General features: G+C 41.5%; 12 protein-coding genes. 4 read left to right on the forward strand and 8 right to left on the reverse strand.

All coding sequences use genetic code 11. The features are described from left to right. Window positions 1-220: 220 nt before the first annotated feature. From RJD38_RS21090 to RJD38_RS21105, 4 genes are all read right to left on the reverse strand, one after another. Complete coding sequence (locus tag RJD38_RS21090) at window positions 221-478, reverse strand: helix-turn-helix domain-containing protein (RefSeq protein WP_367971583.1); 258 nt, start codon at window positions 476-478, stop codon at window positions 221-223. A gap of 90 nt (window positions 479-568) precedes the next feature. After that, window positions 569-1,183 (reverse strand): recombinase family protein, encoded by a 615-nt coding sequence (locus RJD38_RS21095; RefSeq protein WP_367971584.1) that lies wholly within the window; start codon window positions 1,181-1,183, stop codon window positions 569-571. Window positions 1,184-1,321: 138 nt separating this feature from the next. Further along, window positions 1,322-2,878, reverse strand: coding sequence for a hypothetical protein (locus tag RJD38_RS21100; RefSeq protein WP_367971585.1), 1,557 nt, complete (start codon window positions 2,876-2,878; stop codon window positions 1,322-1,324). A gap of 102 nt (window positions 2,879-2,980) precedes the next feature. Beyond that, on the reverse strand, window positions 2,981-4,048 hold the full coding sequence (locus tag RJD38_RS21105) for a tyrosine-type recombinase/integrase (protein ID WP_367971586.1): 1,068 nt from the start codon (window positions 4,046-4,048) through the stop codon (window positions 2,981-2,983). 310 nt (window positions 4,049-4,358) lie between these two features. Here RJD38_RS21105 and RJD38_RS21110 point away from each other — a divergent pair, with 310 nt between their 5' ends. Further along, a complete protein-coding gene (locus RJD38_RS21110; protein ID WP_367971587.1) occupies window positions 4,359-4,634 on the forward strand; it encodes a hypothetical protein in 276 nt (91 codons plus the stop codon). Window positions 4,635-4,786: 152 nt separating this feature from the next. Here RJD38_RS21110 and RJD38_RS21115 read toward each other — a convergent pair whose 3' ends face one another. Continuing rightward, a complete protein-coding gene (locus RJD38_RS21115) occupies window positions 4,787-5,062 on the reverse strand; it encodes a toll/interleukin-1 receptor domain-containing protein (RefSeq protein WP_367971588.1) in 276 nt (91 codons plus the stop codon). 137 nt (window positions 5,063-5,199) lie between these two features. On the opposite strand from RJD38_RS21115, the gene RJD38_RS21120 reads away from it, so the two are divergent. Continuing rightward, complete coding sequence (locus RJD38_RS21120; RefSeq protein ID WP_032073033.1) at window positions 5,200-6,408, forward strand: IS4 family transposase; 1,209 nt, start codon at window positions 5,200-5,202, stop codon at window positions 6,406-6,408. Between the two features lie 510 nt (window positions 6,409-6,918). On the opposite strand, the gene RJD38_RS21125 is transcribed toward RJD38_RS21120, so the two are convergent. The 3 genes from RJD38_RS21125 to RJD38_RS21135 are packed head-to-tail and all read right to left on the reverse strand — an operon-like array spanning window position 6,919 to window position 9,601. Then, window positions 6,919-7,389, reverse strand: coding sequence for a hypothetical protein (locus RJD38_RS21125; protein WP_367971589.1), 471 nt, complete (start codon window positions 7,387-7,389; stop codon window positions 6,919-6,921). After that, the gene (locus RJD38_RS21130) at window positions 7,389-9,041 is read right to left on the reverse strand and encodes a phage tail protein (protein WP_367971590.1); all 1,653 of its coding nucleotides are present in this window, start codon (window positions 9,039-9,041) and stop codon (window positions 7,389-7,391) included. Before RJD38_RS21130 ends, RJD38_RS21125 begins: the two co-directional genes overlap by 1 nt. 17 nt (window positions 9,042-9,058) lie before the next feature. Continuing rightward, window positions 9,059-9,601 carry a phage tail protein I gene (locus RJD38_RS21135; RefSeq protein WP_367971591.1) on the reverse strand — a complete coding sequence of 181 codons (543 nt, stop codon included), beginning with the start codon at window positions 9,599-9,601 and terminating at the stop codon, window positions 9,059-9,061. 121 nt (window positions 9,602-9,722) lie between these two features. On the opposite strand from RJD38_RS21135, the gene RJD38_RS21140 reads away from it, so the two are divergent. Both RJD38_RS21140 and RJD38_RS21145 read left to right on the forward strand, forming a co-directional pair. After that, window positions 9,723-10,187: a hypothetical protein gene (locus RJD38_RS21140; RefSeq protein ID WP_367971592.1), complete on the forward strand. Its 465-nt coding sequence runs from the start codon at window positions 9,723-9,725 to the stop codon at window positions 10,185-10,187. A 66-nt stretch (window positions 10,188-10,253) separates the two neighbouring features. Beyond that, complete coding sequence (locus RJD38_RS21145) at window positions 10,254-12,617, forward strand: phage tail tape measure protein (RefSeq protein WP_367971593.1); 2,364 nt, start codon at window positions 10,254-10,256, stop codon at window positions 12,615-12,617. Window positions 12,618-12,653 lie beyond the last annotated feature (36 nt).

The following is a 12,653-nucleotide window of genomic DNA, read 5'->3' on the forward strand; positions in this document are numbered from 1 at the left end:
GATTGCACGATTGGAATTAAATTTGATTGCGCACTGTTCTAACATTCAGAATGACTAAAGGTTTAACTGGCGAGATTCTCTTCAAGCCATAAAAATGAAAGACTGGCTCTATAAGAAAAAATTTAAGTAGAGTACATAAGCTGTAAGGCTTGTAGTCATAACCGACTATGCCAAGCATAAAGTTCATTTTCGGCAGTATAATTGCCAAGGTTGTAATAACTTACCATTCTAACTTAGAGATTTCGTGCTTATAGTCTTCACCCTTAGCCAGAATAGGCAACAGGTGAAGCTCTAATTGATAGACTCTAGCTAGGCGTAACAAGGTCTCGATCGTGCAAGATGCTGGGTCATTTTCGATTTTAGATATCGTTGCTTGCCTTAGCCCGCTTAACTCTGAAGCCTGCTTTTGTGTCAATCCACTGTTTTGCCTTGCTTCTCGCATCCAGTTTGCCAGCGCTGATGGATCACTAACGTACATCTTCTATCTTCCTTTTACCCAGTAATTCAAATCATCATATACTCTATGGCGTATATTTTCTGTATATACGCCATAGAGTATATTTAACCCTCAGTGTTGAGCAGATAGGTACTTGTAGTAAGTTGCTCTACCTACGCCTTGCGCTTTACATGCAGCACTGACAGTTTCACCGTCAGAGACAAGCAAATTAACAGTTCGGCACTTTTGTGCGGTCTCTGCGTTAACAGGTCGTCCTTTATAGCGCCCTTCTCTCTTTGCTTTTGCTATGCCTTGTTGAGCACGCTTCTGGCGCGTTTCGTAATCATCACGAGCCATAGCTGCACCGAGATCCAACATGAAGTTTGTTAATGCTTGCTGAATTGCCGAGACTGACACGTCAGCATTGGAGAGAGATTGGTGGGTCATAGACTGGTCGAGAACAACAATAGATATCCCTTTAGCCTTAATCCGCCCTTTCAGCGTTTCCCATACTTGGAATGGTAAGCGCGTCAATCTGTCCATTTTTTCAATCAATAGAACATCACCATCTTCAGAGTCTTCAATGAGTCGATCTAGCTGAGGGCGCTCGGCTGCTGTACCAGAGATATTCTCCTGGTAGAAAGACGCAATCTGTAGATTTTTGGATTTAACAAATTCTCGTAACTCCTGCTTAGCACGAGAAGAGTCTTGCTCATCAGTTGAGGCTCTTAAATAAGCTCTTATCATTTTCTATGTCCCTAAAATGGCATTTTGTCTACTTTAAACCGTCTATAAAATAGTGTCTATTTTAAACTGTTTTTTAAATGGAGATTTGTGAGGAGCAACCTGTCTCTTTTAGGTATGGTTAAAAAAGACAGGTTTTAGTTAGGAAAGTTCGTTCTCAGAGATAGAAGCTCGAAAGACTTTCTCTGCTTTCTTGCTAGTCATTAGAGATTGAGCAGAAATTGCTAGCGGCTGTAGAAATCCTGGAAGGCTTTCATTAAGGTTGTCGAGAAACATATTGGTAAACTTTTCTACCAATGCAGGTCTCTTGCTTGCTTTCATTACTAGCCGCATAAAACTAGCCTCAACCAACGCCACTATGGTTGCCTTAACCTTTAAGGTCACTTCTGACAACTGCGCTTTCATAGCAACGAGTGCTTCTTTAGCTAGAGTTAATTCCTGCTCTTTCTCGTCGATTTGAGCTTCCAGAAACGTTAGCTTTTCTCGACTCTGTAATATCTCCAAATCATACCTTACCAGTTCTTCCGTATGATACATTTGCGCCATAAGTAACGCATCTCTACTTTCTTCTAGTTGCTTCTCTGTCGAAGACAGTAATGCTTGTATCTCGACCAAATTCAACCGTTCCTTTTTAATTTCCTCTTGAACCATCGTTTCAAGATTAAAACTTCGTTGTGACTTTGGTAAGGTTGATTGAACGTTCATTATTCGTCGTTGCTCAGAACGCCGCTCTTCTTCATGAGCAAATTCTGCCTGTAAACCAAGATTATTCAAAAATCGATGATTAACAAACGAGTAAAACATCCTGTTAAACTCATATTGTGAAATTGAAAGCTGCCAGCCTTGTAGTTTTCCATCAAGAGGCAGCATCTCAGTTGAATGCACAGGGCCGAACGAACGTTGAAATTTCGCTGTTTCGATACGCTGCTGTTTTAGTAAATCACGTTTCTTGGTTTGTTCATTTAGCGTAGAGACATACACATGACAATGAGCACCAGTATCCGTATTAAGTAACCTTTCGTCATGATGACTTAAGACTAGGATGACATCATAATCGGGAAAATATTCCCTATAGAATGCCGTTACCATTTCGGAGTATTGTTCCAGGTGAACAATACTAGTATCAACTTTCCAGCGATGTGGAATTTTGAAAACGACCTCTTGCAGATACGCCTGATTAGATCTTGGTTCAGATCCACATAGCTCATTATGTAAATCAAAATACTCAGTAAGCATTGACATACGCTGCTTAGCTCTCGCCATATCAGGTGGGTTATCACGAAGCTTGCGCCACCAGCTTGGCGGAATCGCTTGATCATCACGCACTTCATGCCAACGTTTCATTAAGTTAGCAGCATCGTGATTACCAAGGTTCAGCTCTGATGCAATTGCATTTTTTAGTCTGCGTTTAGATTGCGCCCGTTTCTTTAATTTAACCTCACGGTTAGCGACCCTTGGTTCTGGTAGGAGATTATATAAAATCTCCTCCTTTTCTTCATCGTTGAGCTGAGACAGCTTTTCCGTTTTCTCATAGCGAGTAATCAGGTTACAACCAGCAAGTTCATCACGCCATTCCAAAGTCTTCACCTGCAAAAGGGGTATACGCAAAGAGTGAGCAAGTGAGTTTTTAAGGGCTTTTCTGTCTATTGAACTATAAGTAAAGTTAGCGATACTAAAGAATAAGCGTATAGGCTGCATAGCTCCTCCTAGCACAAATAGCCCTCAACGCAAATTCAAAACCACCATGCTTTATAAACAGGTATTGATACGATGTAGGTTTCTGATTTCTACTACCAGCCATTATGCCACCTCATCAAATAGATCTTTACCGTTCGTGTTAGCGGCTTTCTTCTTAAAATGCAGATCTAATATATTGGTTTGGTCTTCTGCATCTTCCACGATCCACTTCGCATAAACTTTATCAATCATTTCTGTATCAACATGTCCCATGACTTTCGCCAACCAATCCTTGTTCACTCCCGCTGTCAACGCGTGGCTAGCGAACGTGTGACGCATCTGAGAAATGCCCCTTGCTTCGATCGACTCACAGTATGTTTTCAGATGCAATTGATCCGCGTCTTTAATGAACTTCTTCCAGAACTTTTGAGTGACATCTTTTACATCTCTGAAATGATTTCCGTTTTGATCAGTAAACAGAAAAACACATTTCTCTTGAGTGCGAGTTTTACCATCGCGACCTACGCGATTTAATTTCACTTCGCCATGGTTAGCTGCACGTTTGAGTTGCTCCCTTAAAATAGTATGTAAACTACTATTGATAGGGATCTTGCGTTGTGAATGTACGGTTTTTGTACATTTCAGTTCACCCATTACCATAGAGTTTTGAACTGTGAGAGTCTTATTTTTCAGATCTACATCTGAAGTTCTTAAGGCGATAGCTTCACATGTTCGCAATCCACTGTATGCCATTACAAGACAAAGAGCTTTACCACTCTCAATAGCCGTCACCGTTTTTTCAAAGGTTCTTAGCTCTTTCAAAGTAAAAGGTAATGCAGAATCATACTCACCTAAGCGCCTATTTTTAATCCCAGCCATCGGTGACTCGGTTATGTTTTTATTGTGTAAAGCAACATTGAATACAGCTCTTAGCAGGCGAAAATACTCATTCAATGTTTTATTTTTATAACGTTTATTTTCTTCCACGTGAACCATCCACTCTAGGATATCTACATGCTGTATCTCTGCGAGATCGTATTCACCGAAATGGTGGTTCAATTGATTTAACTTCGAATCGTCTGCATTTTTCGTAGACTTCTGGTGGGCGTTTCGAACACTTCGTTTGAAGACTTCGACAAAGTCAGAGAAAGTAATGTAACGCTGTTTTGATTTTAGTTTTTGATTTAACACGATTTTATCCTTAGTAGGGAGTTGGGTTGAACAAACTCTAACTAACAAGGAAAAAACTGTAAATCTGAAAAAATCACAGAAATCAGCCACTTGCAAAAAAGCGCATAATAAATCAAATGGATCTATCTTTAGATTATTTTTAGCGATTTATGACCACCATTATAACTATTAGTTTGGACTATTAAATTTCCCTATATAATTGAAGTGTTTATAAAAAAGGGGCTAAATCACTCAAAAACCAAGCTGATCCTGAATGTAAAACTGAAAGCTTTGGTAGCACATAATCTAGATCCACCTTCAGGCGGACGAAATGTCAAAACTGGCACTCAATGTGCCAAAGTTGGCAGAAGAGCTGCCAACAAGCCCGAATTCGTTCTATGGAACCTTCTTGGTGTTCATAGTTATACAAGGAATACCTCAATCAACATTTGTAGAACTGGAGCGAAGCAAAAACGTGTGGAAATGGCTGAGTGTATTGCGAGAGAAATGCATCCCAGCTGATGCAAGGATACACAACCTAAAAGCATTCAAAGACCAGACGGCTGAGAAGCTACAAGATAGAATGCAGAGAATTCTGATAGATTAATCTTCAACATAACGTGCCAGCCATAAAGCCTGGCACGTTTTCATTTAAAAGGTTCTAAATTGCTTTTGGACAGAAGTGTTTTAGGTCTGTCGTTCTAAAACACTTGTTCCAGATTAGAAAAAGTATCTTGATACCTTAAATGCTTGTTAGCACTATGAGCGCTGGAGTAACTTTTCTACTTTATCGGCAATTTCATCAATATTGTCGTTAAAATTTACAAACAGCTTGTCGCCTAGCAACGGGATTTCTTTTAACAGTTCTTCACCGTCACCCACCATTAAAGGTAATAGCTTTGTTTCTTCTGAGCTAATTTCTGCTGCAAGAACTGTATTTAATTCTTTCATCGGCCATGATTTCTTAACAGATTCATCCGATACTACAGCGATTACATACTTGGACTTTTTCAATGCAGTGTTGATTTTTGACACTAAAGAGTCACCCCAATCGATAGCAAAGCACTGAGGAATCCCCTAATGATTTTGATAAAAATCATAAATTTAAGGTAGATGCACATCTTGTCATGTGATCAAATGGTTCTGAGAAAAATCAATAACCAGACAACAAGATGTGCGAACTCGATATTTTACACGACTCTCTTTACCAATTCTGCCCTGAATTGCACTTAAAACGACTCAACAGTTTAACGCTGGCTTGCCACGCATTACTTGAATGTAAAACGCTCACTCTTACCGAACTTGGTCGTAACCTGCCAACGAAAGCCAGAACAAAACATAACATCAAACGAATCGACAGATTGTTAGGTAATCGTCACTTGCACAAAGAGCGACTCGCTGTATACCGTTGGCATGCCAGCTTTATCTGTTCAGGTAATTCGATGCCCATTGTTCTTGTTGACTGGTCTGATATTCGTGAGCAAAAACGGCTTATGGTATTGCGGGCTTCGGTGGCACTACATGGTCGTTCTATTACTCTTTATGAGAAAGCCTTTCCGCTTTCAGAGCAATGTTCAAAGAAGGCTCATGACCAATTTCTAGCCGACCTTGCAAGCATTCTACCGAGTAACACTACACCGCTCATTGTCAGTGATGCTGGCTTTAAAGTGCCATGGTATAAATCCGTTGAAAAGCTAGGTTGGTACTGGTTAAGTCGAGTCAGAGGGAAAGTGCAATATGCAGATTTAGGTGCGGAAAACTGGCAACCTATCAGCAACTTACATAGCATATCCTCAAGTCGCTCAAAGACTTTAGGCTATAAGAGGTTGACTAAGAGCAACCCAATTTCATGTCAAATTGCACTGTATAAATCACGTCCTAAAGGCCGAAAAAATCAGCGTTCGACACGGACTAATTGTCATCATCCGTCACCTAAAATCTACTCCGCTTCGACAAAAGAACCATGGGTTTTAGCGACTAACTTGCCCGTTGAAATCCGAACACCAAAGCAACTTGTTAGGCTCTACTCGAAGCGTATGCAAATTGAAGAAACCTTCCGAGACTTGAAAAGCCCAGCCTACGGTTTAGGCCTCCGTCATAGCCGAACTAGCAGCTCAGAGCGCTTTGATATCATGCTGCTAATCGCCCTAATGCTTCAACTGACATTTTGGCTTGCTGGAGTTCATGGTCAGAAACAAGGTTGGGATAAGCACTTCCAAGCTAACACTGTCAAAAATCGAAATGTACTCTCAACAGTGCGCTTAGGGATGGAAGTTTTGCGGCATTCTGGCTACACAATAACGAGGGAAGACTTGCTCGCGGCTGCAACCCTGCTTGCTCAAAATCTATTCAAACATGGTTGTGCTTTGGGGAAATTATGAGGGGATCCCTCAGAGCAAAGCAATCGATAAACGCTTTGATTTCACGCTTAGCTAAAGCGTCATAAAGTGGCAAAGCTACCTCAGCTTTATCCTCACTAGCGTGACAAATAAATACATCATACATATCAAATACACCTTTTAATTTTCTTATGAACTCTGGCGGCTTACTATTGACAGCGTGCGCGAAAAAGTGCCTTTTATGACTTTAAATAGTGGCATTGAAAATGGCATTTTTTCGCTAAAATTTACGTCCAATAGAGGCCAATTGCGGCCAATATCGTCCGATTATTTTATTGAATAACTAAACCAGGATACGATGGTCGGCCACAATCAAGAAAGTCAGCCTGTTCCAAATACTCAACAAGCAACTTCTTGTACCCTACCAGATTATAGTATTCAGCCTCAGATAACGTTTGACAGTGACAAAAGAAAAGTAACACGTTTTATGTGGAATATGGCGGGATATCACGGACGGATATTTTAGTTAAATAATCCGCCCTTATTGATAGCTCACTCTTCTAACGTTGCATTTAGCGGAGCGTATTTGTTCATAATTTCTGGGCGAGGGATACTTCGCGCTATTCGTGTGTGACGAGCAATAGAGTCAGGAACTATCGCTTTCAAGTATGTTTTTACTTCTTGCATTTCTTCATCCAAAATCGGTTTTAAATCTAAGTGATAATCAGCATTTATTTTTAGTGCGATTTCTTTTTCTGATTCAAAGAACATTTTGGCTTTTTCTAGCAAATCCGCTTCAGTTGGAACATAAGGTTCGTATTGATTAACTGTTCCGAACTCACCTAAACGCGCGCGTTTGTACCATTCTACGCCGTGAGGCATAACATCAAAAGCTGAAGCAACAAACTCTACGGGTTCTATGATTTCAGCAACACCTTCCACTTCTACTATCATGAAAATCGCTGTTTTATCTTCATTTGCAAAATATAAGTTGGTTGCGTTAATTAGTTTAATTTCGCTCATTATAGAACCCTCTGAAGCAAAGAAACGCCTGAACCGTGCGCAACACCTGTTACCCCCTTCATTGACCATGAACCTAATAAGGGACTGTTACCATTAATTGTCGTGAATGTATTATTGTAACCATGAATATAAGCAATTACGTGCTTATTTCTATTTGTTACTTCGCCGTAAGCGCAAATTGTAGTTCCTACTGGGAAATTAGTATTTGACGGATTTGTTCCGTTATACACAGCATTGTGAACGGTTGCCGACTGAGCTTTATCATGAGCTGCTTTAACCGCAGCAGAACTAGCAACATTCGTCGTTGATGTCGATGTCGTTGAACTGCTTACTTGTGATTTAGCAACATAACGGCCATCTGCGGTGGCTTGCGTCATTTTGGATGCAGCAAGGCTGTACGCCGCGTCAGCTCTCAGCCAAATGGTTCGAGCAACACTTTCACTCGCAGCATAATCAGTTCGTATCCCTAGATGTGTATTTGAAATACGTGACTTCAACTGCTCCATAGAGCGCAATGCCGTCATAATCCGGCTGTGCGATGTTCCAGCTATCGCTTCCGCTTGAGAGGCTGTTTCGTCGTTATGCCAATAATTTGGAAAAGGGTTATCTGACTGCTTAAGGCTTTCTAGAGAACGATTAACATCTCCGACTGCTTTAGAGTTAGCAACCGTTGTGGTCGATGTTGATGTGATAGAACTACTCACATTAGCTTTAAGAACATACCTTGCATCAGCTAATGCTTGCGTCATTTTGGATGCAGCAAGGCTGTACGCCGCGTCAGCTCTCAGCCAAATGGTTCGAGCAACACTTTCACTCGCTGCATAATCAGTTCGTATCCCTAGATGTGTATTTGAAATACGTGACTTCAACTGCTCCATGGAACGCAATGCCGTCATAATCCGGCTGTGTGATGTTCCAGCTATCGCTTCCGCTTGAGAGGCTGTTTCATTGTTATGCCAATAGTTTGGGAAAGGGTTATCCGACTGCTTAAGGCTTTCTAGGGAACGATTAACATCTCCGACTGCTTTTTCAGTAGCGGCCTTAGATTGGCTTGTTCCTGTCACTAGATTAGATAACTGAACGACACCAAGTCTTGATGTACTAGCGACCCGTTGAAGCAACTTTTTCACTGTCACAAAAGCAGAATCATCAACACCTGCATTCATTTGTTCTAGAGTTGCTATTTTTGCTATACCCGCTTCCAATTCTGTTGCGAGAGGATACAACGGAGTAATCGTGACATTGACCATCTCCGTGTTTTCTAGTTCAACAATACACTCGATTTCTAATTGGATATATTGACTGGTCGCTTCGTCAGAAACTAGAGTTTCGGGATAAGCAGCATAAACGATTAGATTACCGTCAGCATCTTTGAGGCCAATCTCTCGAATGTGTTTACCAGCAAAGCGACTTTTGTTCACATGTGCAATAACATGAATGAAGTGCTCAAGAATCGCGCCTTCTTTTAGAGGTTCTTCACCTAATTCATTAACAAGATTTGAAAAGGCTATATTAGGGGGCACATAGGAACCGTTACTATCACCTAATGCCATGTGTGTTAGGTTTAACACTCGATGCTCATCATAAGCCTCACGCAATAGCCGCTTGCCAATATCAGTAACAACAGCGTAGTGCTTAATTTCTTCTGTCATTAGTAGTCTCTCAATTTTCATAAAGGTAGTGTTTTGATCTGAATACGTTGACGACAACGTATTGTGATAGGCAGATATAAGCAGCCTTGAGATGGGCGGTTTTTTACCGTCATTTTCCAGTGTTGCGAACCTCGCTTATTGCGCTCCACACCATTTACAATGTCGATATAATCTTTTTGCGTTAAGCCTCTATCTTCGGTTTGGGTAAGGAAGATTGAAAACGTTCCATTAATGCCTTCGGGTATTTGATGCCATTCCAATACAGTGGTATCAAAGTTAAGCTGCGACATGGCACGACTAATCGCCCAAGGAGTGCCTTTGTACCGAAAGAGCAGCAAAGCTTCTTTAACCACAGTTCGTCTTTTTTCGATAGGCCAAGAGTCATCCCAAAACTCTGCGCGCCATTGCCATGCTAGCCACGGCAGAAAAGATTCATGAACCTGATCAACATCGAGTATTTGAAGTTTCTGTATGGCGACTTTTAACGACTCTAGTTCCTGTTTTGTCAGGTCACTGATGGTGCGTTGTCGCAAGTTGGTTTTTAGTATTAAAGGCAGCATAACCAAGCCCTGAAATAAGATGTCGTTATCATCCCTCGGTCGATGCTTTCACATGATCACACGGGCATAATTCTGATGTTAAGTCGCTATATTGTTTTCATAGAAAACAGAGGATTAACAGATGAACTCACCAAAAAAGACATCTTTACCAAAAGACATCCAGGCTATCGAACGATTTGGGGTTTGCGTATTTAGCGAACCGATTATTATTGATGGCATTAAATACACTGGAGCTCGCCGTGTACAAAAGGCTCTTGTTCGTGACCGCATAGAAGCTGAACGTTGGTGTAAAGAGGAGTTCGGTTTTACATCAGGTGACGGCATTATTGCTGGGATTGCAAGCACCACTGTCGAATTTGGTCAGGTTGATGGTGATTACAATGTTAAAGATGACGGAAATATCATTGGTCCATTAAGGCTAATTAATGGTAAGTCATTAGCTCCCGATCAAATCGTGTCGAATTTTTCCTATGAAGATTTCACTTTAGTGGCACTGCTCATGGGAAAGACTACGCCCTCGCCAGAATCCGAAGCTCAGAACTCAGAAAGCTCATCAAATGCATTAGTCACCGAAAAGTCGGAATAATGAGTTACAGCGAAGCCCTAGATTGTTCTTGGGCTTCTTTGCTTTATGCTTTGGAGATAATGAAAGATGAAAAGTAATTACGCTTTAGGTCTGGTTGTAGGGGTAAAAAATCAGTTCACAAAAGGGGCAAAACAGATTCAAGAAGAGTACAAAAAACTCTCGACGGAACACAACAAGCTTCAAACTAGAGTCAAAGATGTTGATGCCTACAAGCAAGCACAAACCGAGCTCAAATCATACAAAGAAGAGCTTAAGCAAATGTCAAATCCAACAGAAGCTGCTGAGGCAAAACTTCGACAATTGACCAATGCGCTCTCCAGGCAATCTCGGGCATTAAAAAAAGCTGGTATCGATACCAACGATTTGGCAGATGCGCAAAATAAGCTTCAAAAGGAACTTCAACAAACCGCTTCCAAGATGAACTCGGTGAACAATACCGACATGTTTAATGCTGAATCATTAGCAGGTATAGGCGTTGGTGCGGGCACTCTAGCAGCTAGCGCACAAAGCGGATTGAACACCAACCAAGCTGAAAGGCAAGCAGCAGCATCAACACGTATAGAATTAGAGACCATTCAAAGCTGGCGCAATGCTTTAGCTGATATCGAAACGCAAACAGCACGACCTTACCAGGAAATTTTAAATACACGAATTCAAGCATCAAAGTCTGGATATGATGACAAAACAGCACTGGAACTGACGAAAACATCAGCTCAGTTAAGCTCTGTGTTTGCTGATTTGAACTGGGATCCAAAAGATATTATTGCAGCCCAAGTTCGAGTGATGAAATCGCTTGATTTATCAGCTTCAGAAGCAGCTGACTTTATCGCTATCACTGCTCAAAAATCTGGAGATGACAAAGGGGATTTATTAGACACAATTAGCGAGTACTCATCGACATATGCAGATCAGGGGTTAGATGCCGAAACTATTTTTGCTCAATTAATCGCAGGACGGCAAGCTGGGGCATTCAATTATGATCAAATAGGCGATCAGCTGAAAGAAACTTTACAAGCCAGACTATCAGACCCCGATGAATTTAAAAAACTCGTAGGAACAGGAGACAAACAAGGTTCAATAGATGAATTAATTAAGTCACCAGAACTCGCAAAATCATTCAAAGAAGCTGTGTTTAATATGCGTAACGCAATGAACTCTGGCGAAAATGTTGGTAGTGCCTACGGTGATATGATGATGCAATTAGCATCTCTGTATCAAACTGATAAAGGTGCTGCAAGAAATATGGCTGAAGGTATCGGTGGAGTTAGATTAGCCGAAGATATCGGTTCTAGAGGAATAGAAGGCATAGCGAAGGCGGCACAAGACCCACAATCCATTCTTGGTGAATATACGGGTACATTAGCTGAAGCAATGGAGGTCGCTATATCGCCAACCCAAAAGCTAATGGCTGAAATTGGTGCGATGGGACGTGCTGCTTCCACCTCAATTACTGAACTGGAAAATTTATCCGAAGGTATTCTCGGTTTCATTAGAGAAAGTGCTTCAACAGTGCGCAATACTGCTAATGATAACTCTCTGGTTGCTGGGGCACTCACCTTGGGTGCTGGGGCTGCATCAGCATACGGAGCTGCAAAAGGTGCGGGTTTTATTAAAGATAAGGTTTTGGGCTTACTTGCTGGCGGTATCAAAGATAAAAAAAGTAAATCAGAGTCATCATCTAACATTGGAAAATTTGCATCGGTGACGGATTCACCAGATAAGAGCAACCACTTGCGCCCTAAAGCATCGAAGTTCAGCTTAATTAAAGATAACGTTTTAGGCTTACTTGCTGGCGGCATCAAGGACAAAAAAAGTAATCCGGAATCATCATCCATCATTGGAAAATTTGCATCGATGACGGATTCACCAGATAAGAACAACCACCAGCGTCCTAACACATCGAGGTTAAGTGGTAAGTTTAGTTTAAACGGTTTGGGCAAAGTATTTAAGCCGCTTGCTTGGCTGACTAGTGCTGCTCCTATGATAAAAGCAGCATCAGACGGTAACTATAAAGACGCAGGAAAGACGGCAGCTTCACTCGGTGGTGGCATAGCTGGGATGAAACTTGGTGCGCTTGCAGGTGGTTTAGGTGGACCTATCGGTATCGCTGTCGGCGGTGTTGCGGGCGGAGTTCTCGGCAGTATCTTTGGAGAAAAGGCGATTGACAGCATCATGGAAAGGTTTGCGCCTGGCGCAGAGCAAGAAATTGATTCTGTCAGTAAAGAAACTCAAGAGCTGGAACAGGCAGTTGCAGCGAGTACGCATATTGAAAGTACAGTTTCAGTCGAAATTAGCGCGCCTGTTACCATAGAAAGTGGTGCCATTGTACCGGAAGATTTTCAAGAGCAACTCATTAATACATTTAGAAACTTAACGCCAGAGTTAACGGTGCAACTTCAAGAAACATTAGACAGCTTGGCAGCAAAATAAGGATTCCCAGCCTTATGTTTCAGTAATGGGCAATAT

It is taken from the genome of Vibrio scophthalmi, from assembly GCF_040869025.1.
Classification (GTDB): domain Bacteria; phylum Pseudomonadota; class Gammaproteobacteria; order Enterobacterales; family Vibrionaceae; genus Vibrio; species Vibrio scophthalmi.